General features: G+C 57.8%; 19 protein-coding genes. 13 read left to right on the forward strand and 6 right to left on the reverse strand.

Going from position 1 to position 26,277, the window contains the following annotated elements; genetic code table 11:
- Position 1 precedes the first annotated feature (1 nt).
- Genes ACWUKX_RS02425 through ACWUKX_RS02435 form a run of 3 tightly spaced genes read right to left on the reverse strand, consistent with a single transcriptional unit; the run spans position 2 to position 3,936 of the window.
- On the reverse strand, positions 2–1,081 hold the full coding sequence (locus tag ACWUKX_RS02425) for an ATP-binding protein (protein WP_456003458.1): 1,080 nt from the start codon (positions 1,079–1,081) through the stop codon (positions 2–4).
- An 18-nt stretch (positions 1,082–1,099) separates the two neighbouring features.
- The gene (locus ACWUKX_RS02430) at positions 1,100–2,539 is read right to left on the reverse strand and encodes a DUF5691 domain-containing protein (RefSeq protein ID WP_456003460.1); all 1,440 of its coding nucleotides are present in this window, start codon (positions 2,537–2,539) and stop codon (positions 1,100–1,102) included.
- Positions 2,536–3,936, reverse strand: a complete 1,401-nt coding sequence (locus ACWUKX_RS02435; RefSeq protein ID WP_456003462.1) for an SWIM zinc finger family protein — start codon at positions 3,934–3,936, stop codon at positions 2,536–2,538. Before ACWUKX_RS02435 ends, ACWUKX_RS02430 begins: the two co-directional genes overlap by 4 nt.
- Before the next feature lie 606 nt (positions 3,937–4,542).
- Here ACWUKX_RS02435 and ACWUKX_RS02440 point away from each other — a divergent pair.
- The 8 genes from ACWUKX_RS02440 to ACWUKX_RS02475 all read left to right on the forward strand — a co-directional run bounded on the left by ACWUKX_RS02440 (position 4,543) and on the right by ACWUKX_RS02475 (position 16,408).
- The gene (locus ACWUKX_RS02440; RefSeq protein WP_456003464.1) at positions 4,543–5,466 is read left to right on the forward strand and encodes a trypsin-like serine peptidase; all 924 of its coding nucleotides are present in this window, start codon (positions 4,543–4,545) and stop codon (positions 5,464–5,466) included.
- A 17-nt stretch (positions 5,467–5,483) separates the two neighbouring features.
- Positions 5,484–5,750 (forward strand): carboxypeptidase-like regulatory domain-containing protein, encoded by a 267-nt coding sequence (locus ACWUKX_RS02445; protein ID WP_456003467.1) that lies wholly within the window; start codon positions 5,484–5,486, stop codon positions 5,748–5,750.
- A gap of 41 nt (positions 5,751–5,791) precedes the next feature.
- Positions 5,792–6,403: a hypothetical protein gene (locus ACWUKX_RS02450; protein ID WP_456003469.1), complete on the forward strand. Its 612-nt coding sequence runs from the start codon at positions 5,792–5,794 to the stop codon at positions 6,401–6,403.
- Between the two features lie 321 nt (positions 6,404–6,724).
- The gene (locus tag ACWUKX_RS02455) at positions 6,725–7,663 is read left to right on the forward strand and encodes a hypothetical protein (RefSeq protein ID WP_456003472.1); all 939 of its coding nucleotides are present in this window, start codon (positions 6,725–6,727) and stop codon (positions 7,661–7,663) included.
- A gap of 509 nt (positions 7,664–8,172) precedes the next feature.
- Positions 8,173–8,937, forward strand: a complete 765-nt coding sequence (locus ACWUKX_RS02460; RefSeq protein WP_456003475.1) for a hypothetical protein — start codon at positions 8,173–8,175, stop codon at positions 8,935–8,937.
- A gap of 1,246 nt (positions 8,938–10,183) precedes the next feature.
- A complete protein-coding gene (locus ACWUKX_RS02465) occupies positions 10,184–11,332 on the forward strand; it encodes a trypsin-like peptidase domain-containing protein (protein WP_456003478.1) in 1,149 nt (382 codons plus the stop codon).
- Between the two features lie 4 nt (positions 11,333–11,336).
- Positions 11,337–13,145, forward strand: a complete 1,809-nt coding sequence (locus ACWUKX_RS02470) for a hypothetical protein (RefSeq protein WP_456003481.1) — start codon at positions 11,337–11,339, stop codon at positions 13,143–13,145.
- Positions 13,142–16,408 carry an nSTAND1 domain-containing NTPase gene (locus ACWUKX_RS02475; protein WP_456003484.1) on the forward strand — a complete coding sequence of 1,089 codons (3,267 nt, stop codon included), beginning with the start codon at positions 13,142–13,144 and terminating at the stop codon, positions 16,406–16,408. Before ACWUKX_RS02470 ends, ACWUKX_RS02475 begins: the two co-directional genes overlap by 4 nt.
- Positions 16,409–16,453: 45 nt before the next feature.
- Here ACWUKX_RS02475 and grrM read toward each other — a convergent pair whose 3' ends face one another.
- Both grrM and ACWUKX_RS02485 read right to left on the reverse strand, forming a co-directional pair.
- Positions 16,454–17,671 carry a cyclophane-forming radical SAM/SPASM peptide maturase GrrM/OscB gene (gene grrM, locus ACWUKX_RS02480; protein WP_456003487.1) on the reverse strand — a complete coding sequence of 406 codons (1,218 nt, stop codon included), beginning with the start codon at positions 17,669–17,671 and terminating at the stop codon, positions 16,454–16,456.
- Positions 17,652–18,011, reverse strand: a complete 360-nt coding sequence (locus tag ACWUKX_RS02485; RefSeq protein WP_456003490.1) for a hypothetical protein — start codon at positions 18,009–18,011, stop codon at positions 17,652–17,654. The genes grrM and ACWUKX_RS02485 overlap by 20 nt, the downstream gene beginning before the upstream one ends.
- 360 nt (positions 18,012–18,371) lie before the next feature.
- Here ACWUKX_RS02485 and ACWUKX_RS02490 point away from each other — a divergent pair, with 360 nt between their 5' ends.
- Together ACWUKX_RS02490 and ACWUKX_RS02495 are read left to right on the forward strand one after the other, a co-directional pair.
- Positions 18,372–19,172, forward strand: coding sequence for a hypothetical protein (locus ACWUKX_RS02490; RefSeq protein WP_456003493.1), 801 nt, complete (start codon positions 18,372–18,374; stop codon positions 19,170–19,172).
- A 46-nt stretch (positions 19,173–19,218) separates the two neighbouring features.
- Entirely contained in the window at positions 19,219–20,478 is a 1,260-nt protein-coding gene (locus ACWUKX_RS02495; protein ID WP_456003496.1) for a hypothetical protein, read from the forward strand.
- 32 nt (positions 20,479–20,510) lie between these two features.
- Here the strand turns inward: ACWUKX_RS02495 and ACWUKX_RS02500 are convergent, their stop codons facing one another.
- Entirely contained in the window at positions 20,511–22,271 is a 1,761-nt protein-coding gene (locus ACWUKX_RS02500; RefSeq protein WP_456003499.1) for a hypothetical protein, read from the reverse strand.
- A 404-nt stretch (positions 22,272–22,675) separates the two neighbouring features.
- On the opposite strand from ACWUKX_RS02500, the gene ACWUKX_RS02505 reads away from it, so the two are divergent.
- From ACWUKX_RS02505 to ACWUKX_RS02515, 3 genes are all read left to right on the forward strand, one after another.
- Positions 22,676–23,650: a sugar-binding transcriptional regulator gene (locus tag ACWUKX_RS02505; protein ID WP_095518157.1), complete on the forward strand. Its 975-nt coding sequence runs from the start codon at positions 22,676–22,678 to the stop codon at positions 23,648–23,650.
- Between the two features lie 44 nt (positions 23,651–23,694).
- Entirely contained in the window at positions 23,695–25,140 is a 1,446-nt protein-coding gene (locus ACWUKX_RS02510) for an ABC transporter substrate-binding protein (RefSeq protein WP_456003502.1), read from the forward strand.
- 205 nt (positions 25,141–25,345) lie between these two features.
- Positions 25,346–26,269 (forward strand): carbohydrate ABC transporter permease, encoded by a 924-nt coding sequence (locus ACWUKX_RS02515; RefSeq protein ID WP_029355248.1) that lies wholly within the window; start codon positions 25,346–25,348, stop codon positions 26,267–26,269.
- The last annotated feature ends 8 nt before the right edge of the window (positions 26,270–26,277 follow it).

The following is a 26,277-nucleotide window of genomic DNA, read 5'->3' on the forward strand; positions in this document are numbered from 1 at the left end:
GTCAGATCGCTGCGTTCAAGGCCGCGTAGTAGCCGGCATAGTCCGGCCGCTTCTTCAGCACTGTTTCCAGGTATTCTTCCAGCACGACCTTGTCCTGTACCGGGTCTTTCACGATCGCGCCGACAAGGCTGGCGGCAAGACCTTCGGCGCCGAGCTTGCCGCTGTCGAACCACGCCGCCTGGCTAAGCCCGCCAACCATCGTCGCGATCGCCTCGGCGGTCGACAGCGAGCCCGAAGGCGTCTTCAGCGTCACCTTTCCGTCGGCGGTCGCACCGGAGCGCAATTCACGGAAGATGGTCAATACCCGGGCTATCTCCTCGCCGACATTTTTCGGCACCGGCAGCTCGAGCCCGCCGGCCATCTCATCGACCCGTTTGGAGACGATCGCCACCTCTTCGGCCATGTCTTCCGGCAAGGGCAGAACGACGACATTGAAGCGACGCTTGAGCGCCGAGGAGAGTTCATTCACACCTTTGTCTCGGTTGTTTGCCGTGGCGATGATGTTGAAGCCGCGCTGGGCATAGATCGATGTGTTCAATTCCGGGATCGGCATCATCTTTTCTGAAAGCACGGTGATCAGCGTGTCCTGCACATCCGACCCCATGCGCGTCAGTTCCTCGAGCCGGCAGAGCTTGCCGGTCTGCATGGCACGGTAGAGCGGCGTCGGCACCAATGCTTCCTGGCTCGGGCCCTTTGCCAGAAGTTGCGCATAGTTCCAGCCATAGCGGATCTGGGTCTCGTCGGTGCCGGCCGTGCACTGCACGATCAGCGTCGAGTCACCCATGATGGCGGCGGCGAGATGTTCAGACACCCAGGACTTGGCCGTTCCGGGAACGCCGAGCAGCAACAGCGCGCGGTCGGTGGCGAGCGTTGCCACCGCGGTCTCCATCAATCGGCGGCGACCGACATATTTTGGCGTTACCGGCGTGCCGTCGCCGGCCTTCCCGCCCAGCAGATAGGTCAGCACAGCCTGTGGCGAGAGGCTCCAGCCGGCAGGCTTTTGCCTGTCGTCACCGCGCGCCAGCGCCTGCAATTCAGAGGCATAGGCCTGCTCGACCGGGAGACGGATGGCAGCGTTCATATCTATTCTCCGGATTGATCATGTGTCGGTTCTAGACTGATGTTCGGCCAGCGCCGCGTTGAGACGCAGGACGCTGAGTGATGGGGCCGCGGGCGGCATACCGGCTGCGACCACCTCGTCGATCAATTTTGCCGCTGTGGTCGCTGTGGCAAGAAAGCCAAGCGATTCCAGTATATCGTCGGCGCCCCGCCGCACGGCTTCGTCGTTTCCCGCAACGGCGGAACGCAACCCCGCAAGAGCCGACCCATTCGAGAGATCGTCCCATTCCAGCCAGCCAGCATCAATGCCTTCCGCAAGATTGATCGCGCTGAGGTAATTTGCTTGCTTGAGGATCAGCCGGACGAGGGCTCGTTTTCTGCGACTGTCCAGGCGCGGCGTGAGGTGCAGTACGAACAGCGCCGGTTTGCCGCCATCCGCGACAAGTGTATCCGCCATCTGCGTCACCGCAGCGTCGCTGCCTGAAGCGGCGACCATTCGTGCGATTAGGACGTCAGCGTTGTTGTCGGTGCCGAATTGCCAGGCTCCTATGAATTCGGGTTCCGTAGTGCCGAACCGTGCGGCAAGGTCGACCAGATTGCAGGTCTCGAACAATTCGGCGCGGCGCTTTTCCTGCGCTGGGGATTTCAGTTTCGCCGGCGTGTAAGTTGTCCGGCGGCGGATGAAGCCGGATTTGCCTTCGCTGATGAAGGCGGCGAGTTCGACTGCGGGGTCATCCGCCCCGCCTTCGCTTAAGTGGCCGTGCTCTCCCAGCCTTGCCAGCAGCCGGCCAGCCAGTTCGCGCACCTTGCCGGACCTGTCGGCGGAGAGGCTTTTAAGGAACGGCGCGTCCTCAGGATTCAGGTCGAAGCGCATGAGTTCGATGAGCGCAAGCCTGACCTCGGCCGGCTCGCCCGATGCCTTGGCCTCGATCAACATTCGAGCCGAAGCCGATTCAGTGCGTCGCATGTCTGCCAGCGCGATGCGTCGCGCGGCGGGATAGAATTCATCCCAATTTTCCGCCGTCAGTTTCTCTAGTGGGGCATGTCTCTCCCCGTCGAAGCTTGCTTGCCAGTCGATCCAGGGAGCGTAGTCGTCCGGACTGTTCTGATCCGAGGGCATCCAGTCCATCGGATGGAGGACAAAGCCGCGGCTGGCGACAAGCGTCACCACGCGCGTCTTGCGTCTCGAGTCGACGGCGTGTTTCAGAGCGGCTCTCAACAGCGGCCGCAACCGCTCCGGCAGCATAGGGAGCGAAAGCCTGGGCAGCGGTGGACGGCGCTTGAGTGTCTTCGGCGCCGCAGGCCGCAGGGCGACGTCGAGCGCTTGTGCTGCGACTGCAAGGAGTCGGCGCTCCTGCTCGTCGGGACTTGCACCGCCGGCGATGGTCTTCCAGGCGGTCGGAGCCAGATCGAAAGCGGCGCCGCCGGTGATCCAACAATCGCGCATTGTCGCCAGGCCTGTTTGCTCGCCCTCGTTCACGACAGGTCAAGCCTCCCGAACCCGCTTTGCGCCGCCAGAAGGTCAAGCCGGGCGCCATCCCAGAGCGCTGCCGTGGCGGCAAGGTCGAGGCCGAGCAATGTTTGATTTACCGCGCCTGCGATCGGCAAGGCGATCCCTTGCGGATCATCCGCGGCCTGCCACCAGCCTGTGCCCCGGTCGTCGACCAGGATCGCACCAGGCGGCAGCATGATAGGACAATCGGCAATCCAAGGTGCAGCATCCTGATAGGAAGCATGCGTGGCGAGTGGGTCCTTTGCAGCGCCGAAGCTGAAATCAGGCCACGCGCCGGATATCACTTCACCCATGCGCTCCGCCACCAGTGCGCGGAGCGGCTTGCGTGATGGATAGAAGACCAGCCGGGCATCGAAACGATCGCCCGGAGCAAAAGCGTTGGACCGGCGTCCGGCAGAAGCCGGAAAATAATCGAGCAGCACGGCAAATTGCGGGGTAGTGCTCTTCAGATCAAGCAGCCAGGTCGAATGGCTGACGAGACCGTCACGGCGGCTCTCGATCTTCTCGCCCAGAACTTCCCAGAAGCTTTCGACCTGTCTTGCATCGGGATTGGCCAGAACCTGTTCGCGGGTCTCAGACGTCGATACGAGGCGCTTCAGCTCGGGATCGTCAGGCGCCGACCGCCACGCCTTGGCCAGCAGCACAAGCTTGCCGAGCTCGCGGATCGCCGCATCCGGTCTTTCTTCGCTGCGTAGCGCCATCAGCCGCGATGGGATCTCGTCGATGCGACCGGCAAGCGCGGTTGCCTTCATGTCGACCAGCCGCGCAGCAATCCGGCGGCAACGGTCGCTGCTGCCGTCGATAAAACCCGAAAGGCCAAGCCGCAACTGGTCGGCGACCCATTGGTCGAGTTCATCTAGCGCCGCCGACACTGCTTGTCGTGTGTCTTCCGCCCGCTTGCGCTGCGCTGCCTCACGACGCTCCACCGCCGCAACGTCTTCGACCGCGGCGCTCTGGTCCGTCCGTGCGGCTTCATCGATGCTCTTGGCTGCCGCGCCGGATGTCGACTGCGCTGGCGGTGGCGTCGTCTTCCTGCGCCGGCGGAGCCAGTCATTCACCCATTCCGGTATCGATTCAGCGGCTGCAAAACTGGCTGGCGCAGTGGCGGCAATCCACATCAGGGCCAGCGTGTGCTTGCACGGGAATTTTCGCGACGGGCAGGTGCATTTGTAGCCGTGGTCGCCTGTGTCGATCACCACCCGATAAGGATTGGAGCCGGAGCCCTGGCATTCACCCCAGATGAGCGCCTGCTGCTCATTCTTTTCCAGCCGCGGCCAGCTCGATCGTTTGGTTAGCTTGGAGGCGGCGCTCAGCGACGCCTGATCGGGGGCAAGCGCCTCGATGGTCTTCAAATCGAATTCCAAGCCGCGCCCCTCGTGACTCGAACCAAACGCCTGTCGCCAGGATAGATAGCCGTTTGTGAAGAATTATTGTAGCTCTCGTGAAGCGAAGATCGATACTTCTCGATCTTATCCTTATGCGGCCGAATTCACCTGATCCGCAAGCGCGGTCCACCGCCATTTCGGCAGGCAGAGGATTTTCAGCAAAACGGCGTTTGGCGTCGGCCAGCCCAGTTATGCGCTCAGATGGACGGGAGCAGGTCTTGGCGGCCCATGCTGCAACTGGTTCGATCACCGCGGCGGGCCGGATACCCCTGACAAAGGGCCGGCCCATTCAATTCGATGCATTCACCAGGGGAGTCCCCGCAAGGGGCTGAGTCGCGGCGCAGTGACCCGTGGAACCTGAACCCGGCATCGATCCAAATGAAGGGCACCCCTGCGACTGAGCCGGTCAGCCTGGCGACAAACAATTCGGCTCCGGTCGAATGTTTGGATCCCAAATGATTAGGAACGGTCCGGCGCCTACTTCGGGCAGAAAATTTTGATAGATCGGGCTTTTGTTGTCTATGATTTTTGGCGGTTCCGGAGTATTAATATTTCGTCCTGAGTTGCTGAATTTGGGAGGGGATAATGAACTTCAAGCTGAAGTCGGTCCGTAAACCTGCGGACACTGAGGCCGGAGCTCTTGAAGCTTGGGCAGCGCCAGTGAGCGGGGACAAGATTGCCGAGCGCATAACCCCTGCTCCGGACGGACCTCCCTCGAAGATTTCCGAATTGGTTCGCCGGCGCATTGTCATTGGAAAAAGCAAGGACAGCATCGCACCGCCCGTCGAGAACGGTCTCGAAACCGTGTTCAACGCGGACGAGAGAACTCGTATCGTTTCCACGGATCAATATCCTTGGAAATTGATTTGTGCGCTCGAGATCGACGCAATGACCGGAACTTATGTAGGCACCGGATGGGTGGTAGGACCGCGCACACTGATTACGGCCGGGCATTGCGTGTTCGACAGTAAGCAAATGGGGGGCTGGGCTCGCGAGATCAGGGTCACGCCGGGTCGGGATCGAGAGCGCCGACCATTCGGCTCCTTTGTCGCAAGACGTTTTTCGACGCTCAATCTCTGGACCGAAAAACAGGACGCCGACTACGATATTGCGGCGATCCATTTGGATGCAGATCTCTTTCCCGCGACAGAAGCATTTCGGGTCGGGGCGTTGCCTGACGAGGAATTACAGGACTATTTGATTAACGTTTCTGGTTATCCGGCCTCGCCGGGGGGCGGCACGGAACTTTACTGGGCGAAGAACCGGATCCGCGCCGTCACGACGCGTCGGATATTTTATGACGTCGACACGTCGGGAGGGCAGAGCGGTGGTCCTGCCTACGTCTTCCCCGACGAAAACGCGCATCCAGTTGTAGTCGGTATCCATGCCTATGGCGAAGGCGGCACGCCCGGCAGCATTGCTATGCGAGTAAATTCGGCCCCCCGCGTTCTGCCTGAAGTTGTCGAGCAAATTGAGGCTTGGCGAGGTGGAGACATGGAGACTAGCTAACTGGCCGTTGTATGCTGATGGGCGATGACGAGAAGATTTTGCATCACGGCCGAGTCGTTCGTTCAAATGGTGAAGGCGTCTCGGGAGCGCTTGTATACGTCACGACGGGAACGGCACCGACCCCCGAAATAGCCATCCGCAGTGACGGTGCGGGCCACTTTGGAATTGCGTTGCCACCTGGCCATTTCAAGCTGCAGGCACGGACGGTGGATGGAAAACTTGGAGTGACCACAATCGTTACGGGGCCGGAAGCGAGCAGCTTCGAGATCAGCATTGCAGATTGACCGACGTCAAAGGACGCTGGTCGAACGAGGGAGAGAAACCGATGAGCGACCAGAAAAATCCATTTCCCGAAACCGAGGCTGCTCCGCGGCCAGCGACCGACATCCCTGACTCTGAACTTGCCAAAGAGATTAGCAATGCTAGCGACGAGGACCTGCACGGCGATCCGGACGATCCAAGTCCGCAGCCTTCGCCAGGTGAGGCAGCATCGATATCGGCATGGCGGGCTGCGAAATCTCTACTAACACTCCGTTCACAGGTAAATAGCCTCGCCCCGAGCCGTTCGAAGAAGAGCGACGGCACGATTGGTGACCCCAGCCATCGGTCGCGAGCATCTGACCACAATCCATGGGTCAAAGACGGCACGGCAGGTGTAGTGACTGCAATGGATATCACGCACGATCCGGACCATGGCTGCAGCGCTGAGGCCATCGCAAACGCGATTACGCAAGCTAGGGACTCACGTGTAAAATACATCATATGGAATCGGAAAATCGCCAACTCTTCTGCGGTTGGCGGTGTGCCGGCATGGAGTTGGCGGAACTATAGTGGCAGGAACGGACATACGCATCACATCCATGTGTCTGTGAAACCCGAAAAAGCAACTTATGACAGTGAGACCGCATGGAATTTACCCCCATCCCTGACTGCCTAGCATCCAAAATGAAGGCCACTCCGAACGACCGTGATGGAGGTTCCAGCGGACGTTGCCAAAGCGTAGTTCGTCAGGCGCTTGCGGTGGGGCTTTTCTAGCCACCAGTGCTGATCAGTATCGGTCTCCCGTTTTGACTTCAAGCAGCTTTGAGTTCCGTAATATTTGCTTCTGCGCAACGAACGTCGCGTTCAATGTTCTCCTGTCGATATGCTGAAGGGTGGAATTGAGGGAAGAAAGTTTCGTGCGCCGTGGCCCATGTTCTATTGTGGATGAGGGGCAGCGGCTTGGAAATCGTTTGGGAGCTGAAGAAGGGCTAAGCGAATGGCTCACGTTACATTCATTCACGGGATCGGCAACAAACCCAACGTGAATGCGCTGCATGATATTTGGCTGCGCAACCTTGCCGAAGGTCCCGAGGGCCTAGACCTGAATCTAAGAGGCGTCACTTCTTCAATGGTGTATTGGGCGGACGTTCTTTACAGCGAGCCCGACCTAAATGTCGCCGCTTATGAAAGCGCCGCCGCATCCCCGATCGAGGAGACTTTTGCCAACGCTTCAACTGGCGTGCCTGCTGCGGAGAGTGCGGATGAGGCTGCGTTCCTAGTGGGGGTGGCCGCAAAGATTGGTGGAACATTGGCAGCGACGGAGGCTGTGGAGGCGATCGCGCCGGACCGCATGCAAGAAGGCGCTGCCTACGAAAGAGTGCCTCTTCCCTGGCCTGTCAAAAAGATCTTTCTCGAAACCTTCCTGCGCGACGTACACCATTATCTCTTCAATACGCAGCACAGCCCGCGGCCGGGAGCCACATACCGAATCCAAAATGAGATCCGGCAGAGGTTTGTCGCGGCGCTGCAGGCTCCTGTCGATGATGGGACCCATATCGTTGTGAGCCACAGTATGGGCACTGTTATCGCCTACGATTGCCTAAAGCGCGTCGACGATTGCGCCCGCGTCAATGGGCTTGTCACAATTGGAAGCCCGCTTGGGCTGGACGAAATTCAGGACAAGCTACAACCAGGCTGGACGCGGGCCGACGGGTTTCCGAGTAAGAAGGTCAGCGGGTCATGGTTAAATGTCTTCGATAAGCTCGATCCGGTTTGCGGCTTCGATCCGTTTCTGGCAAACGATTTTAGAGCAACCGGATTGGCAAAGTTAGAGGATCTCGAGGTATCGAATGAGGGAGCTTGGCGCCACTCTATCGTCAAGTACCTTCGCGCGCCTTCGTTCCAGAAGTCACTGAATGAGATGCTGAGTCTTTGACAACGCACGCGTTCGATTCCGAGATATGCAGTTCGCTGGCAAACGCGTTCGATGTCCGATCGCAGGAGCGCAAGATGTCTTTCCCTACCGTCTCATTGAACCGCCCGCTGTTGGCGCGCGATATGGAAATCTAGATCGTATGACAATCAACGTCAGGCGGTCTGCAGACATCGGCAGAGGCCGGTGCGCGGTTCGCAGTTGGCCAACCAAGTTGCATGCCTTTGGCATTCCTCCTTCGCTACACACAAGTTCGCTTGGTGACAGCCGCCTTACCTCCAGCATTCGCCGATTGGGTGAAGGCTCCGATCGCGCGATCTCGCAGAGGTGGGGTTTGTTGGAGTTTAGGTACATCTGTTGGCGCGGGTTTGGCCCCTGAGCCATGGTACGCGACACAATTCTGGTCTCGTGAATGCAGAAAGATCTGAAACTGCTGCGTGGGCAACGTTTTGTAGTTCAGAAGCACAACGCGGCTCTTGGGACCAAGGCTAAGTACTGCAAGGAAAGGTAGAATGATGGTTGTCAATCCAAGGGCATTTATCCAGAGCGCAGAACTTGGGACGTTTGACCCGGCAGACATAGAATTGGGTAAGGCTGAAACGGAAACTGCAGCACTCAATCTCGACAAGTTACCAGACGGGGTTGTTTCCGGAACCACGCTCATCGACTTTTCAGCAGTACCTAGCATGGCGGTCCGGGCTGGTGTCTCGCTCTCTATGCTTTTTGCCAGCCGGGTCGCGACAAAGGCGATGAAGCAAGAGGATGATGAGGACGATTGGCTCGCCTCATATACGTCCAATCTTGGGCAGTTAGGCTTTTCGCTTGCTGGTTCGGCGATCATTAGTTCAAAATTCAAGAAAACCGGCTTGAGGGTTCACAAGGCAATAATTCCGTTCCTGACGGTCGCCTTTGGCGGCGCGGCCGTAGGCCCGATCATTCTGGCGGGCCTTCGAAATCTTCAAGAGGCCGATGCCGGCTCCCCGTGGATAAATCTTTTGGATCGCGAGACGCGTCGGTTCAAGGCACGAGAACTCCACTTCGCGGCGGTCAGCAGCAACGAAACCGACACCAGCATTCGCTATGCAATCGCACGGTTAAACGTTGCTCTCAACGAAACGAATATTCTATTTTTCAAGTTGACTGAGGCGGAGGCCGACTTCGAGAGTTCGACAACAACAATGTCTGCGAACAATAGCCTTTTAGCGGCGATGGAGCTCGATCTGCGGATACGCCTGGGCGCGTTGACGAAGGCGCATATTGCAAGTGCGGAACTTTAGTGGCTCGCTTTCTGAATGGGTCTCCAACTAAGCGACAGGTCTTCCTAATCGACGACTCTTTGATCCGGCCTACGGTGGCCGCAGATGTCGGCCTCAAGCACGGCATCCCCGAAGTGTTGTTCAAAAAAAGGAGTTCGTTCCTTCGGCGGCATCGAGGTTTCCACGCGCTGAGAACCCGAAGGCGTATGGCGCAGGGGAGAGAGGAAAGAGCCAAGCTCAAGCAAATGGTGAAAGCTGCTGGCTGAGCAGATGAGCAGATGCTTGGACAATTTCTTAGGTCTTATGGACATCGCACGAACGTTGGAACCGGATGCCTAGCGATGCGGTGTGGGCAACTTGGGGGACGTCGAGCGCACCAAGCTCCTTTCGACGATCACGCGAACCAGCGCTGATAGGACACCTTCTCTTCTCTGCTTTCGCAGCCCTACAAGGCGCTGGATGCACAGTGTCGGAGCAGGTACGTAAGGATGAAGGCCAGTGTTTATCAATCGTGCCATTAAAAATCCATTCGGCACTTGACCCGGATCGAAGGTACCTTTCTCAATCCACAACTCATGGCTCGGCACATAGCTCATAGCTCCGCAAGGTTTTCTTCCTGCTGCTTTAAGGCTTCATCCTTCCTATTAGATGCGTAAAGTCCGATTGCATACCTGAACATGAATCCGTCATCATCTAAAAAGTATCCCCGGGCTTCTTCGAATGCCTCAATGGGCCGCCCCAACAGCGGCCCCTTTCCTTTGGACCAGCCCTGGGTGATGCTGTTCGATGCCCAAGCACGGAAGCACGGAAACTCCAGACCCGAGAAATGCTTTTTGGCGCCGCGGCTTCGGATCAAGTGGAAACTCGCATACGCCATGTCGCGGCAAAAGTTTCACCAGATCATTGTCCGGTTTTCAAGATCACCAAACTACGGCCGACTTTGAGAGCGCGACAACCGCAATCAGCGTCAGCAACTTCCTCGTCGCGGTGCTTGGGCCAAAGCTGCGCGATTGCGGCATCATAATCCCACTCGCCTTTGCCACTTCGTCATAGTAGTATTTTTCATGAACGCGCGTGGTTAGCAATTTCCGCAGGGAACAATGCGTGTCTCAGTTCGTCGTGGGCTTGTCGCAATCGTCTCTTCATCCCGGCACCAACGATTTCGGTGCGCCCCGGAAACGCATTCACCATCTCATGGTCTCGAACGTGACGCGGTCGGATTGTGGGCGCAGCCGCACGTGAAACAGAAGAATGACGGGAGCGTTCTTTGAAACTGAGGTTAAGCGGGCCGGATCTGCGAAAGATCAGTGACGCCATCATTAATACATACGGTGGTTCTCCCAACGCGCTCGCCTTACTTAACCGCGCCGTTACCAGCTATTTTCCGAACCGAACCGTTTACACCTACATTACCGTTGCCTCACCTTTTGACTTGCAGGTTGCGGACCTGCTTGTGGCGGCAAACGGCCAAGGCTGGCTTCCGGGCCTGATTGGCTCTATTCAGCAAGACCAGCCCGACTCAGAAGAACTGCAGGACGTTCTGCGAGACAGTCTTTTGACGGTGTCCGCGCGGCAGGTTCGGGATTTCGTGGCTGGTGGCGGTGACCAGACTGAGAAGTTTCAGGCCGAACTCCAGCAAATCCTGCCGGGAAAAGGGACGACGCTGAATCTACAAGCTCTGAACCGGCGCCTCCGAAGTGTCTGCCGCATTGACTATGCCGACCTCAATCCCCCCGGCGTTGCCACGGGCTTCTTGGTGGGCCCCGATCTGGTGCTCACGAATTGGCACGTCGTCGAGCGCCTGGAGAAGGCGCCTGCGGCCGCGAAGCGGCGCCTCGCCGGCGAGTTGCGATTCCGTTTCGACCTGATCGACCGCGCGGCTGCGGAAGATGCCAGAGGCCGGGCCAGTTCGGCAAGCCTCACCAATGGATCGCCGGTGCTGAGGTCCAGTCCGCCAGGAGGCATAGAGATTCCTGGCGGCAAGGGCGAGCCTGGGATGAACGAACTCGACTATGCGCTCATCAGGCTGGCCGATAATGTCGGCAACGATCCCGTCTCGGGAGCGATGCCGGGAGAGATCCGCGGTCACATCCAGCTTCGCGACTCCATGCCGCAACCGGTGACTGACAATGCGCTGATGGTGTTGCAGCATCCCATGCGCGGCGAGCTGCAATTTGCCATTGGCACGGTGCTGGGTCCGAACCAGATCGGCAGCCGCACCAAGCATACGGCGGCGACGCAAAAGGGCTCGTCAGGGTCACTGGTACTGGACGCGTATCTTGCGCCATGCGCGCTGCATAACGCTACGCGCTTTGGAACTAAATTGGAGCAGAAACCCTACAACACCGCTGTCCCGCTCAGCCACATCGTGTCCGAGCTAAAGAATGGTGGCATCACCGAAATCCTGCAGGAGTAGTCAAATGCTCACCTCCGAGCAAATAACAAGGCTGCACCCACTCATTGTCACGAATTTTGAGGGAAATTCTCAAGATGAACGGTTCGCAAACTTTTCTTACTTTAGAGTTGGATTTCCCCTCGGAAAGGTAACAGCCGCTAACAACTTGTTTGATACAAAGGTGCGGGATTTCCTGCAATCTTTGGATGGAGAACACGTCTACAAAGCCCTGAACGAGTTAAAGCTGGAGTATCCAGACAACGGCGAACTGGAGGGCGCGATCGACGACATCCTCAAGGAACTCACCCCCCAACCGCCCCCCCCACCTCCCGAGCCGCGACCGGGACAACAGCCGCCTCCGATTCTGAAGCTTCTGGTGGCCAACGGCAAAATGGAAGCGAGGTTCGCACCTAACGTCAAGAAATATCTCCAGGACGTTATGGATGGTTGGCAAATCACCGGGACCTGGGAAATCGGTACTTTGATACCCGACGACATTGACAAGAACGCGGTTCTCGTCGCGTTGCTGGCCAACTTCGGCGCGCAGAAGGGTGTCACAGACCCGCCGTTGAGCACCGTTCAGTTGGCGTTGCAGAAACTCGCTCCGCCACGCAGGGTGGTGCTTGTTTCACTCACTCGCGGCGCCTTTCAATGGGCACAGGAGAGAATTAGAACTCTTAATCTGAAGGATGTTGTCGAAACCGAATCCTTTTTTGACGAAGACGGAAACCCAATCTTCTTCGGCGGCCCTTCTCGTGAGGCCGAAGTTGAATTTCGCGTGAAGGATATCGGCTTGAAGTTGTCCTCAATCTACGCACAGGCAATTAGCCAAACAGATCCAAATTCGGTGGCGGCAATGACCGAGCGTCCACCGGCCGTTCCGATCGTCGTGTTGGGCGAACCAGAGGGCTCACAGCCGGCAGAGGTAACAGCTTCGATTCAGGATCTTGTGACAGCGCTAAAGAAGAGCGGGGTCGGATACGACTATTGGGAAGATGGCTGGCGAAACGGAAGTCCGAAACCGACGGGCCTTCTCGTCAAGGACCCGATTTTCATCCGCACAGTCGGCGCAGCGGAAACGAGCACCGCGCAAGTCGCCCTAGATCTGGGAAAGGCGCTTCGATCGGTATTCGACTCCGGGGAAGCGGTGGTCGACCTTCTTTTGGGCTGCCGCCAAGTTCTTTGGCGTCCGGCGGGCCCACCTTGGAAGCTTGCCGGCGATGCCTCCGATCTGGGTCGTGCCAGCGATGATCTTGACAATATTGAGACGCCAATCACTCCACCGGACAAGTTCGTCAATTGGCTGAAGCGGTTTGTTGCGCCCGATGCCGTGGTTTTTCATGAGGCGCTGGGCGAACAACGTCCGCCCGGTCTCATTCGCATGCTGCGCGAGACGATTACAGAAAGCCTGTCCGTGCCCGATCGAAAAGCATTCGTCCGCTTGCGGGCATTCAAGGAATTGCCGAATTTCGGGGACGACCCTCTGACCATAGTTGCGGTCGACGATCTTCCGGTCGCGGCCGGCGTCGATCTGCGCAAGAATGTAAAGTCTCGCTTTGATCAGTTCAGCTTGAAGATCGACCATATCCTCGAACAGAAGCGCCTCGAGACAGGTGGCCCTGCGGTCATTCGGATCGCTATCTTGACCCAGGGACTGAAGTTGTCCCGGGGCAACCGTGCCAATCAGATCGACATTCCGCCCGGATGGAAGCCGCTTCGTGTCCGCACAGGCGGCCCCAAATATTTTCGCGCTGACAACAACGACAAGAAAACCTTGGTCAAATTGATGACGCAATTGATCAAGGGCAGTGAGCCTTCCGGGCCAAAACAATGACTGCGAAACCCTATCCCGGCTTACGCAGCTTCACCCAGGAGGAAGCCTCGCTCTTCTTTGGTAGAGAGGTGCAGGTGCGTCAGCTGCGCGACATTCTTGCGGTTCGCAATTTGGTGGTTGTGCTTGGCGGGTCTGGGAGCGGAAAATCCTCCCTGGTGCGCGCGGGCCTGCTCCCGAAGCTCAACAGCACGGCGCCCATTCCCAAACGCAGCGGCGCTTGGTACCCAATCGAATTCCGGCCTCGCACCAATCCGACCGAAGAGCTGTTCGAGGCAATCTTTTCCCAACTCTTCCAGCCGCTATTGAAGGCGCCGCCGGCTCCCATCGAGGCCACAGAATCAGGCAGCAATATTCAGGCCCCAACGGCAGTCGGTGCGGAAAGCCTCAGGCGTCTTGAAGCCGTCAGCGTAGCGCTGGGAATCTCCCCTGCCCTCCAAGTCGGCGAGGATGTCGAAGCGCGGTGCAAGAAAAGGCTACAGGAACTTCTGATCAGCGATCAGATCTTCGACATAGGATCGCTGTTCGAATTTGCCGAGCAATCAATCGTAGCCCTCGACGAGCAGCTCACCGCCGGACCGCGCTCCGGAAAGGCCAATCTCCTGATCCTGATCGATCAGTTCGAGGAGGTCTTTTCGCTCCCAGCCGAAACGAAAGATGCCGGATTGAACTTGGTTATGTCGCTGGTGACCAGCATCCAAACATTCCGCCCGGCAAATTTATTTCTGATCGCCACGATGCGAAACGAGTGGTTGCACCGTTGCAGCGAGATTCCGGGAGTGGCCGAGGCTATGAATGGCTCGACCTATCTCATTGACCTGGTAGCGGATTCCGAGATCAGAAACATCATAGTCGAGCCGGCCCGCGCGGTGCTGCGCGCGGCAAATTTGGATCCGGGACCGCCCGGTCTCGGACCATTTGCTGAAGAGACGTTGGACGAACTACTGAAAGCCTTCAACGACATCGCCGCTGTGCAGCATGAATCGGATCGTCTTCCGCTGCTGCAGCACCTGCTGCCGCTGCTGTGGTCCGAGGCGACTCAGCGCAGCAGCACGGACAAAGCTTCCTTCTCAATCGAGCCTGGGCACCTCGACGCGGTGCCGGGTTGGAACTCAGAAAGGCGGCTTGCGGGCTGTCTGAACGCGAACGCTGGACGGGTCCTCGACGATGCCGTGGCAGTGGCGAGCAAGTCGGCAAGAATTGTCACGGCGGAAGCACGCCAGCTGATGCAAGCCGCATTTTCCAATCTCGCCGTCCTCGACGAGCAGGGGATCGTTCGTCGCCGGTTTGCGAGCATCGAAAAGATGCTTGACTCGAGCGCCCTGGTTGAACGGCAACCAGAGAATCGCGAGTCCATTCAGAAGGGACTGGTGGATGGGCTGGCAAAGTTCGTGGCGGCTACACTGATCAACTCCAAGAAGACCAGTGACGGTCAATCGTTCGATATCAACCACGAAGCGCTGGTTCGAAACTGGCAAACTTACGCCCTTTGGGTTGACCAAGGTAGGTCGCTTAAGACCCGATTGCGGTCGATTGACGAACAAATACGGCCCGCTCAAGCCTGGAAGAAGGGGGTTCTCTCATCGATCAGGCGCCGGCTCAACGACTTTTTCTCCGCGGCCGATCTGAAGAGGGCCTCCGATCAAATCGGAACGGAGACGGCCGACGAGGTCCTCAGCAATGTCTTTGGTCCGCACGCTACCTTCAGCCGATCATGGGCAGGCGATGCCCTTCACGACAATGACAATGTCGCGCGCGAGCATGGCGGTGTCAAAGACGTGGCCCTCGAGCGGGACCGAGTCGAAGAAGTGGCGCGCATCGAAGATCGGGCCAAAGACGCCGAACGATTTAGAAACAACCCACTGAATCGGTATCGCCCGGTGTTGATAGTTCTGGCGCTAGCGGGCGTAGCGATCTTAGGTTTTAGACAAAAAGCAACATTAGAGAGAGAGAAGGTCCTGAACGATGTTAGGACGACGCTCCATCTACAAACGCTTGCTAGCGACACAATAAAGCTACCTGTTAACGATCCAAAATACAGAGCGGAGTTAGATAGAAATAAAATTGAGAGCTTTGCTGCATTTATAATTGCATTAAAGAAAAATAAGGAAGACCAGGACCTGCAGCCAGAGCTTCGTAAAGCTCTAACAGAGGCGCTTTTCGACATTGAAGGAAAGTGGCGATTGGATCTCGGCGGCAAGATCTGGCTTCGACCCTCGATGACAGGAAACACTGGGTTGCGTCCTGAGGATGCGCCCTGCATAGATCCGGGCAGAGAAAAATCCCTTCGGATCTCAACCGACGGAACGGTTGCTTGGGTTCCGATTCTGCAAGGCAACAGGCAACTCTGGCGGCCAAGCATTCAAATCGTCGGCGGAACTCTCCGCCCACTGGACTCGAATCTGCAGGACCAACATGGAGAAGAGTGGCAGCCCGGATCTGTGGTCTGCATGTCGCCAGACGGAAGCTGGCAACTACAATGGATGGTCGCCCTGCAAGGCGGCGCACCTATCGCTCAGTGGCCTGCCATCAGAGCCATCGCCGTGAAAACTTTGCCCAAATCACCGACTCGCGACGCCAGTCAGTTCGTAGCTATTGGGTCGAATCGGTTTTTCGTCGATGGTGATCGTAGCAAGGACATTTACCCCGATCTGTTCGATAAGTTCCCTGACGTATTGTCAGCTGTGCGCGACCGAACTTCTAATCCAAGAACTTCTAATCCGATCAAATTCGTTCAGGACGGACATTGGGTTGGCTTTCAAATCCTAACGGGCGACGGAAAATCTTTTACGTTGTGGACGGCTGCGGGGGTAGGTGATTTCCAGCAAGCCGCGCCCCGAGACGTCAGCGATTGCGTCAAACAATCAGGTGAAACCGGCTGCATAATTGGCCCGGTGAAGTATGAGGAAGACGAGTATAACATCGTTGTCACATCGAACAAGCAGATTAGCGGAAACCCAGATTGCGATAAAAAGGGAGTAGTTTGCCCTACTTCGTTTCAACTACGCTCTGCTGACAAGGAGCAGATAGTTCGTGCTGAACTTAGAGATTTTCGGTCGACACAGATCAAGGGTGGAATGATTACGTCGGATGGCTACCTGATCCTGAAGGACGATGCAGGGTCATTTTGGCAATACTTATTAGATGGCTCGAAACTGGCAGACCTTCAAAAAAATAGTTGGAATAGCGCGGACGTGAGCCAAATAGAGTGGAGCGATGCCTGCAAAAATTTGCACTGTAAAGTTGGTAACGTGGAGGCGAAATAGAGCGGTGGGAGGGTCGTTTCAAGAAGCTGGCGAGACTGCTCTCTATTACGGACCATGGTCTTTCGAAAGCGTCGGACCAAATTGGATTTGAAACTTCGATTCTGGTTTGATTTCTGAAATTTGCCGATCAAGCCGTTCAAGTGACACGTCCGCTATCAGCTGATGGGCCAGCTTGCAGGCGAGCGTTTCCGTCGCCACGAAACTCCCGCATTCCGACATTTTGTTGACGGGCGAGCCTCCTAAGCAGACGTTGAAATAGGCGCAGCTTTCTTGGCAAAGCGTTATCCCCTGCCAGATGTCGTGCAGCATGCTACGAAACACCGGCTCTGCGAGCACGTCCTCAAGCCGGGACTGTGGCAGGCGGCCGATAACATAGTCGCTATAGCCTTGATGCGACAGCCCGGCGAGCTCCGGCGAGAAGGTGAATAACTCTCCTCCCCTCGCGACGGTCAGCATGGCGAAAGGCATGTTCTGAGAATTTGCGTTCAGGTGGCCGAAGGCCGGATGCTTGAGCATGGCCAACATGTTCCGGTACTCACGAATCCGCAATGGTGGGTCAGCGCTCTCGCCTGATTCCAGCACAACCTCGAAGAACGCACGGAAGTCCTCGATCACACCTGGCCGGGCCAAACTCGATGAGGCATTCGCACCCTCGACCTCCTCGATATTGAAGCCGAGGTCGGTGACCCCTTCATCATGGAAAAAAGCGATTAGTTGGCGCGCATGCGGCAAGGTTGCATTTGTAATGACGCAGATGACACGGCTCGATACCCCGCGTTGCATGAGCTTGCGCAGCCCACGGAGCGCCGCAGCGTGGGTTCCCCTGCCCGAACGCGTGCGGCGGCGTGCATCATGTAGGAAGGCCGGACCGTCGATGCTCACTCCGACGCGTACGCCGTGTTCCAGGAAAAAATCGCACCAGGCGTCATCGATCAACATGCCATTGGTCTGAATGGCGTGAGGAACGGTCAGACCTGGAGGGGCCACCGCCGCGATTCTCGCAAAGGCTTCGCGATACCAGGACTGTGAAACGACAAGCGGTTCCCCGGCATGCCATACGACGGTGAAATCTGGAGCGTTCAACTCTGCCTCAAAAACGAAGCGCGCCGCAGCAGCGACTATGTCGTGGTTCATGATTCGGCGATCGTGCCGGAGCGGTAGGTAGCAATAATCGCAATCGACGTTACAGAACGCGGTCGGCTGCATGATTAACAGTCGCGTGGCGCCAGTCAGCTGCCGGCTTTCAAAAGTTGCTCCAGCCATTGAACCAGTTTGGGAAGTTGGGGAAGTTGGGGAAGTTTTGGAAGTTTTGGAAATTGGGAAAGTTCGGGAAATTGGGAAAATTCGGGAAATTCGGGAATTGCGCGAGATGAGTTGCGGCGTTGTCCTCTGACAACGTCTCGTGACCGATGGCCTCGAGATAGCGAGCCCGAATTTCTTCGAGTCGCGCAATGGAAAGGGACGGTACGGCATTGCTGGCACTTGCCTGCGAGCTGCCGTGGCCAGATATCGCGGCGAGCGCGATCAGAAGAGGAAGACTACGTGCGCTTTTCACTCTTCCAAGCTCCAGCGGATATTCACTTGCGAGCAGGTCCGTAGCCAACACGTGTTCCGCTATTATAGCGGTTTATTCCATATAAGGTAGAGGGATTCGACGGAAGGCACGGCCTATATCCGCCCCTAATTCATAATTTCTGTCGCGCGTGGTCTTCATCGTGTGAAACGTTTAGTTGCTAGCTGAGATCGAGATGCACCTCAGCGCAGAGACGATAAAATCTATTAGGCTGCTTCTTCCCATCGTCGATTAGACGCTTTATCGTAAGCAAAGATAATTCGGTTGCGATGCGGCACGTGCTTCCGTTGGTCTATGCGTCCATACCCTATCTGCCGTTCATCACGACAACCACATCAGTCGCGGTCGCTTAGCGGGTGCTCGCGCAAACTTTCATGGAGGAGGCATAATATGGAGAACAAAATAGGTACTTCCGGCCCATCCGATGGCAACGGCTTCGATCAAGAGTTGCTGATCAGCGAAAGCGAACTTGAAGCCGCAAGGTCCGAAAGGGAAGGAGCGGCATGGTGGCTGCAGAACATTGAGGATGAGATAGCGAACAACGAGACCGAGTCAAACATACTGCACCGGGCATCGAATACGCCGATCTCAGACCGGGCATTCAACCTGATTATTGAATTTGAGGTGTCGAGCCAGGCCACCTATGAGGCGAAATATCGTGGCGCGATCTGGCCGCAGGGCGCCTCGGGGGTCACAATCGGGATCGGCTACGATGTCGGGTACGTAACCAAGACGCAACTCAGCGCCGATTGGCAGAACGCAATCTCTGCAGGCTCGCTTGCGGCGTTGGCCGGCGTGGTCGGGATCAACGGCAATCTCGCGAAAGCGGCTGCGGCACGACTGAAGGGGAAGGTCGACGTCCCATGGAAAGCGGCAATCTCGGTTCATCGCGGCAAGGTCATGCCGCGCTGGGTGGGCCTAGTCGAAGATAGTCTGCCAAACACAAATATGCTTGATCATAATGCGCTCGGAGCTCTTGTTTCGCTAACCTACAATCGGGGCGCCTCGTTTCAAAAGGACGGAGATCGGTACGGGGAGATGCGCAACATCCGGGCGCACATGGCGAACAAGGCATTCTCCAGAATCCCTAACGAATTCCGGTCTATGAAACGAATATGGCCGACCGTTCCCGGTCTGCAGATGCGGCGCGAACGAGAAGCTCGCCTGTTCGAGCTCGGCGCTAGGGCTTAGAACCGCGAAACCTTCCGGCTCCCATCCCGAACGAAAAGATTGTCACATGCGCGAGTCATCGAATACGACAGAGACAAAAGCCGGGGTAAGCGGCAAGGCAGTCGCCCAGTTGCGGCGGAACTTTTTCGCTCCAGGACGAAGCCAGGTGGAGTCGGCCTTAGAAAGCATGGGCGTGACGGAAGCTGCTCTCGATGACGAGTTCCAAGGCGCCGTCAGCCCCGATCCAATGGATCGCGTCGTCGCCGCGCGCGAGGCGATGCGCCGCATCGTGAGGGATCGCTTCGGCGGCGATGCCGCGATGATGAAGGCTGTCGACGGCGTTGCGATCACCGGCGAAGAGGCAATCGCCGTTTTAGAGGACAAGTCGGCGACGGATTTTGAATCGGATGACCAAGGCGATGCGCTTGAGACGATCGTCGCATTCGATGGTTCACGACCGTCCTTTTTGGTCCGCGACGGGACCATTGATTTTGCTTCCTCATACAACACGGAGAATTGGGCCGCCCGACTCAAACCGCATGGGGAGCGCATTTCGGCAGTAATTGACTGCGTCGGGCGTGTGGAAATCGACGAAGATCTCGTCGGCACTGCTTTCCTTGCCACCCCAACGCTCGCCATTACCAACCGCCACGTGGCGGACATCCTCGCTCGATTCGAAAATGGCAAAATCCGAACTCGGCCGAACGCATTTGTTGATTTCGGCCGAGAGGCAAAGGACAACGGCTCCCGCGACAGACGAGAAATCAAGGGAGTGATCTTCGCAGGCTTGCAACCGATCATTGGTCCGATTGACCACAGCAAGTTCGATCTTGCCGTTCTATATCTCTCAGCGTCTAAGCTGGTGGGAAATGAAGCACGTCGTTACCTAGACCTGGGCGGAGTATCGCCGGACGACTTTGCCTTCGCTGGTGCGATTGCCACGATCGGCTATCCCACTGATCCCAGCGGAGCGGTGCCCACGCAATTGAGGACCGAGTACGCTGATGTGCTGGTCAAGCTATTGGAAGGAGACGGCGGGGCTAAGCGTTTCGCTCCGGGCCTGCCGGCGAGCGGCGATGGGCTGGCGGCGTGGACGGCATCACATGACGCTACGACGTTGAAGGGCAATTCGGGCGCGCCGCTGCTAGTTATAGGCAAGCACCCATCGACGCCGGCGACTGCGGCTGGGCTTCATTACGGCGGACGCTGGAATGGGCCGCGCACGAACTGGGCACACCTGCTTGCTCTAACAGGCGGAGCTGTGGGCTATTGCGGGAAGTCCTTCGGCGAATTCTGTTCCCGGGAGGGCATTCGGCTAGTTCTCTAGATGTTTAGCCCCGTCAATGCGCAGCGTAGTCTTTAGATGCGCCAAGCGGCTGTAGAATCGTAAAAAACCTTCTCCGGCTTAACCGAGATATGAATATGTTTGTTGTGCGGGTTCGAGCCCGAATACGGCCGCCACGCCCATGATTTTCCTCCGCCGATCGCCTCGGAACTTGCAATTCTGCGATTCCATATAATGTACTTTATGCGCGGATCCTTCGCCGACCGAAAGCTCTCAGCGAGCATTTCCGCGCTGCAACCGTTCCTTGGATCGTTGGTCACGTCTATCGCGGTGACTACTCCCATTGCACCGTCGTGCACCCACGGATTGTGATCCGAGTTTCGCGTCTGATGTGCCCCGTCGCCAATCGAGCCGTCGCTCGCCCGGCTCCGATTCGGTGCCCTGGCGTTGATTTGGCTAATGAGCGTTCGTAGGCTTTCTGCAACTCGCCAGCTTGAAACTGCTTCCGTGACATCGTCGCCCATCCTCTGGCCGAGGCGCTCGATGGTCTCCGCGGCCTCGTCATCTCCCCCATTTGGAGTGGGCCGGCGATGATCGGAATCGATCGAGCCTGGTGTCGAGACCGGTTCGGCACGATTATCGCCCAGCACGAACGTTCTGAGAGGCAAATCTTTCAGTCCTACGTCGCCGTTTTTGCTAGTGAGATTGCTCGGAGTGACCATTTTGGTCGCGCCGCCGAAACGCGTTTCGCTCGACGCATGAAACAGGGTGTCGGCAAGCACGACGCGACCACGCTTGAGGTCGGTCAGAGAGAAACCGACAGCAGCCCCGGCGCTATACGTCAGGTCGTTGCAGCCGAAAACATAGGTTAGCAGATGCTTTCGGAGCCTGTAGTGGCCTCCTGCACGAATGACGTTCGCCTCCAGCAGATATGCTTCCTTGGAGGCTTCGGCGATTGCACAGGCCTCGCTGGCCGCGAGCAATAATCTCGTACTCAGCGTTTCGCCTTTGATATCGGCAAGGAGCTCGTTAACGGCAACCGAAAGCGTCGCTGCCCGTGCTCTCAAAAACTTTTGTGACGACGTCGCATCGCCTGCCTCCGGCGCGGCTTCGACGACCTCGCCTTTTTCGTTGAGATTTTCACCGTCAGCGACCACGGGTTCGGCGGGCGGGACCACAGCCGGATCTTCATCGAGCGCCGCCAACGCAGAAACCTTAGCCTTGGCAACCAGGAGGCGCTGTAGTGTCCCAACCAGGTTTTTATCGTCCATATCGAGCGTGGCCGACATCGCACCGTCGACGGCGATAGGCTCAAGGTCATGAGCGATCAATTGCCCGAGCAAGGCAGGTCGAAGTGCTCCGACAACGTCGACCACTCGACCTTTCCAGGTGGTATCGGCCGCAAAGTACGACAATAGGTTGGAAACCGCACCAATTGCGTTGGTCAGTCCACCGATACCGCCAGCGAACTCAATGCTCTCCGTCTCCTCGACCGGCTCCAAATCAAAAAGCAACGAGTCCAGCGCTTCTTGCAAACTGCTCATCCGCCGAGACATGATCCGCCAGTCTGCGATAGCCGACACAACGGAACTGTCGGCCACCAAAATGGCGGCATTTGAGCCGCTTCCAACCAGCGATTTCACGCGTTTAGCTATATCGGCCGCGATGCCGCGAAGCGCGCCCATGGCGAGCAAATGCACTTCGAAATCTAATTTATCGTCAATGTCCAAGCCGCCCTGTATCTCACCTGCGGGATCGGGGTCCGCACCTGCAGCATCTGGCGGATCCGCTGGCGGCAGTGGTTCTTCAGTACCTTGCGGGTCATCGATCGGCATGGCGTCAACTCCTGGTATGAATGCAACCCGCGGCACATCGCCTGAGTATCAACGTTCGCCGAACTCTCGCAAGTATTTTGGAGCCACCGTCGCTAGCTCCTTCGGGGCTGAGGTCGCCGCCGACCCTGAGTCGCTGAGTCAGCTGTCTGATACAGGCTTCACGAAGGTTGAGATCGCCGATTATCGTTCCGCGGTTTGTTACCGGAGGTTTCTATGACGCGATGGCAACGACCTTCGTGGACCGCTGCTGGGCGGCGGTGACGCTCCCAGTTGGGCAACGGATGGTAAAGCCGCGCTCGCTATCGTTGTTGCCGCGTATCAGTCGGCACGGAACGCGGCGCTTGACTCCGGCGGCGGTTTGTGAAAAATTTTGCATCGTCTGATAAAAATATCTCAGGGCGGAAATGGTTGGTTTTGGAAACGGCCTCCTGCGCGACGATGAAACCAGTATGGCGACACGTGCCGCCTGGCTTCATTATGCTGGCGGCCTGACCCAGTCGGAGGTTGCCAAGCGACTTGGCCTGACCAGCCTCAAGGCGCATCGCCTCATCACCAAGGCCAATCAGGAAGGGCTGGTCAAAGTCTATATCGATGGCGAAGTCTCGGAATGCGTCGCGCTTGAAGATGATTTGTCCAGCCGCTACGGCCTCGATTATTGCGAGGTCGTCCCCGACTTCGATGGCGAAGACTTGCCGCTCAAGGCGCTTGGCATTGCCGGCGCGCAGTTCCTCAAGCGTGAAATCGAACGCGGCGAGGACACGCTGATCGGCGTCGGTCATGGCCGCACGCTTGCCGCCTGCGTCGAATATCTGCCGCGCATATCGGCCGAAAAGACCCGTTTCGTTTCGCTGCTTGGCGGCCTGACGCGCAAGTTCTCGGCCAATCCGCACGACGTCATTCACCGTCTGGCCGAACGGACCGGCGCGGAAGCCTATGTGATGCCGGTGCCGATGTTCGCCAACACGGTCGAGGATCGAACCGTGCTGCTCGGGCAGAAAGGCATCAGCGAGGTCTTCGATCTCGGCAAGGCCGCCGGCCTGCTCATTGCCGGTATCGGCACCGCCGAGCGCGAGGCGTCGCTGGTCGCCACCGGCATGATCGAAAAGGGTGAAATGGAGGAGATCCGCCGCAAGGGCGGCGTCGGCGAACTGCTCGGCCATTTCTTCGACGATGCTGGAAAAGCGGTCGAGACGACCCTTTCCAACCGGGCGCTGGCGCTGGCGCGCGAAGACATCAGCAATCGCAGGATTGTCGCCGTTGCCGGCGGCAAGGTGAAGGTTCGTGCCATCAAGTCGGTGTTGGAGGGCCGCTATCTCAAAGGCCTGGTCACCGATGAGCGGACGGCGCGATCACTCGTGGAGCAGACGCCGGTCGGGTAGCCGGCAACCATTCGATTGAAACTACCCTGTGGAGGAGAAGACAAATGCATGAGAAAGAGAAAGACCTGATCGACGCGTTCCTGCGCGGACAAGTCGATCGTCGTGGGCTGATCAAAGGCCTCGGCGCAATGGGCCTTGCCGCCGGCACCGCCGGCACGCTGCTCAATCTGGGGCAGACCCGCGCACTGGCGGCGGATTTCGACTGGCAGGCGCACAAGGGCAAGACCATCAAGCTCTTGCTCAACAAGCATCCTTACGCCGATGCGATGATCGCCAACCTTGAAAACTTCAAGAAGTTGACCGGCATGGAGGTTGTCTACGACGTCTTCCCGGAAGACGTCTATTTCGACAAGGTCACCGCTGCGCTGTCGGCCAGCTCGCCTGAATACGATGCCTTCATGACCGGCGCCTACATGACCTGGACCTACGGCCCGGCCGGCTGGATCACCGACCTCAACGAGTGGATCAAAGATCCGACCAAGACCAACGTGAACTATGCCTGGGACGACTTCTTGCCCGGTGTCAGGAAGTCCTGCGCCTGGAACGGCCAGCCCGGCGGAGTGCTCGGCTCCGATGACGCCAAGCAGTGGTGCATTCCGTGGGGCTTCGAACAGAACAACATCACCTACAACAAGGGTATGTTTGACAAGGTCGGCGTCGGCGTTCCCGGCAGTATGGACGAGATGGTCGCTACGGCGGCCAAGCTTACCAAGGATGTCGGTGGTGGCGTCTACGGCATCGGCGTGCGCGGCTCGCGCTCCTGGGCGACGATCCATCCCGGCTTCCTCTCGGCTTATGCCAACTTTGACCAGAAGGACCTGAATGTCTCGGCCGACGGCAAATTGTCGGCCGCGATGAACACCGCCGAATCCAAGGCCTTCCACAAGCAGTGGGTTCAGATGATCCAGGAGAGCGGCCCCAAGGACTGGTCGACCTATACCTGGTATCAGGTCGGCACCGATCTTGGCGCCGGCGCCTCGGCGATGATTTTCGACGCCGACATCCTCGGCTACTTCATGAATGGCGGCGACAACAAGATGGCAGGCAAGCTCGCCTTCTCCGCCTTCAAGGCCAATCCCGCCGCCAAGGCGCCGACGCCCAACATCTGGATCTGGTCGCTGTCGATGTCCAATTTCTCGAAGGATAAGGACGCCACCTGGTACTTCATGCAATGGGCATCCGGGCCCGAGCATGCACTGTTCGGCGCGACCAAGATGGACTTCGTCAATCCGGTCCGTCAGTCGGTCTGGAACGACGAGATGTTTCGCGAGAAGCTGAACAAGAGCTACCCGGGTTATGTCGAGATGTTCGACGTCTCGGCGCCCGGCGCGAGCATCAAGTTCACACCGCAGCCGCTGTTCTTCGATCTCACCACCGAATGGGCGGCGACGCTGCAGAAGATGGTGGCCAAGGAAGTGCCCGTCGACGAAGGCATCGACATGTTGGCCACCAGCATCGATGGCCAGCTCAAGGAAGCCGGGCTCGGCTAAGTCCTGGCGAACGGCTGGCCCGCTTTTGCGGGCCAGCCGGCCATTCCACTGCGAAGCGGCGCCTGGAGCATCGGACCCAAAAGTGGAAACCGGTTTTGGGAAAAACCGATGCTCAAACACTGGCGGTGCCGCCACTCGCCCAACCGGCCGCCTAGCTCCCTGGGCGGCCGGCAGGGCGAAGCAACAGAGATGATGGAACAGCACGATGACTGCGGCAACAATGCAAAGAAACAAGCCTTCCGGCTTCAGGATCAGCAAGAGGGTGCTGCCCTATGTGCTCAGCCTGCCGGCCTTGCTCGTCTGCATTGGTATCCTGATCCCGTTCTTCACATCGGTCGTCTATTCGTTCCAGCGCTACCGGCTGAGCCAGCCCTGGGCGCGTCAGTTCAACTGGGGCGACAATTACATCTCTTTTTTCACCGACCCGAAGTTCTGGAACACGCTGGAGATATCGCTGCTCTATGCCGGTATCACCGTCCTGCTCGAACTGCTTCTCGGTCTCGGCATCGCCATGCTCTTGCAGAAGCGCTCGACGTTGAACAACTTCATCTCGATCATGCTGCTGATGCCGCTGATGACGGCGCCGGCGCTTGCCGCGCTGATGTGGAAGCTGATGACCAATCCCGGCTTCGGCGTGCTGAGCTATCTCGCCAGCCTGATCGGACTGCACGATTTCCGCTGGGCCTCGTCGCCGTCGACCGCGCTTTTCACCGTGGTCCTTGTCGACATCTGGGTCTACACGCCCTTCATCATGATCCTGCTGCTTGCCGGCCTGCGCAGCCTGCCGACGCAGCCCTTCGAGGCGGCAGCACTTGACGGCGTGCCGAGGAGTTTCGTGTTCTTCCGCATTACCTTGCCGATGCTGATGCCCTACATCCTGACGGCGACGCTGTTCCGTCTGCTTGATTCCATCCAGCAGTTCGACATCATCTATGCCATGACCCAGGGCGGTCCGGGCGACACGCTGACCGTCTTCCAGGTCGAGGCCTATCTCAACTTCTTCCAGTCGACCAATGTCGGCCGCTCGGCAGCGCTGATGATCATCCTGTGGGCAATCACCTATTTCCTCTCGAATATCTTCATCAAGAATTGGCTGCGGCTGCGCGAACGCGCCCGCGGCCAGGCATAGGAGGCTGA

This window comes from Mesorhizobium sp. f-mel, assembly GCF_053850215.1.

Bases quoted from the DNA above. Each gene is read 5' to 3' on its own strand.
- ACWUKX_RS02425 (WP_456003458.1), bottom strand. From the start codon at position 1,081: ATGAACGCTGCCATCCGTCTCCCGGTCGAGCAGGCCTATGCCTCTGAA.
- ACWUKX_RS02440 (WP_456003464.1), top strand. From the start codon at position 4,543: ATGAACTTCAAGCTGAAGTCGGTCCGTAAACCTGCGGACACTGAGGCC.
- ACWUKX_RS02445 (WP_456003467.1), top strand. From the start codon at position 5,484: ATGGGCGATGACGAGAAGATTTTGCATCACGGCCGAGTCGTTCGTTCA.
- ACWUKX_RS02450 (WP_456003469.1), top strand. From the start codon at position 5,792: ATGAGCGACCAGAAAAATCCATTTCCCGAAACCGAGGCTGCTCCGCGG.
- ACWUKX_RS02455 (WP_456003472.1), top strand. From the start codon at position 6,725: ATGGCTCACGTTACATTCATTCACGGGATCGGCAACAAACCCAACGTG.
- ACWUKX_RS02460 (WP_456003475.1), top strand. From the start codon at position 8,173: ATGATGGTTGTCAATCCAAGGGCATTTATCCAGAGCGCAGAACTTGGG.
- ACWUKX_RS02470 (WP_456003481.1), top strand. From the start codon at position 11,337: ATGCTCACCTCCGAGCAAATAACAAGGCTGCACCCACTCATTGTCACG.
- ACWUKX_RS02475 (WP_456003484.1), top strand. From the start codon at position 13,142: ATGACTGCGAAACCCTATCCCGGCTTACGCAGCTTCACCCAGGAGGAA.
- grrM (WP_456003487.1), bottom strand. From the start codon at position 17,671: ATGGCTGGAGCAACTTTTGAAAGCCGGCAGCTGACTGGCGCCACGCGA.
- ACWUKX_RS02490 (WP_456003493.1), top strand. From the start codon at position 18,372: ATGGAGAACAAAATAGGTACTTCCGGCCCATCCGATGGCAACGGCTTC.
- ACWUKX_RS02495 (WP_456003496.1), top strand. From the start codon at position 19,219: ATGCGCGAGTCATCGAATACGACAGAGACAAAAGCCGGGGTAAGCGGC.
- ACWUKX_RS02500 (WP_456003499.1), bottom strand. From the start codon at position 22,271: ATGCCGATCGATGACCCGCAAGGTACTGAAGAACCACTGCCGCCAGCG.
- ACWUKX_RS02505 (WP_095518157.1), top strand. From the start codon at position 22,676: ATGGTTGGTTTTGGAAACGGCCTCCTGCGCGACGATGAAACCAGTATG.
- ACWUKX_RS02510 (WP_456003502.1), top strand. From the start codon at position 23,695: ATGCATGAGAAAGAGAAAGACCTGATCGACGCGTTCCTGCGCGGACAA.
- ACWUKX_RS02515 (WP_029355248.1), top strand. From the start codon at position 25,346: ATGACTGCGGCAACAATGCAAAGAAACAAGCCTTCCGGCTTCAGGATC.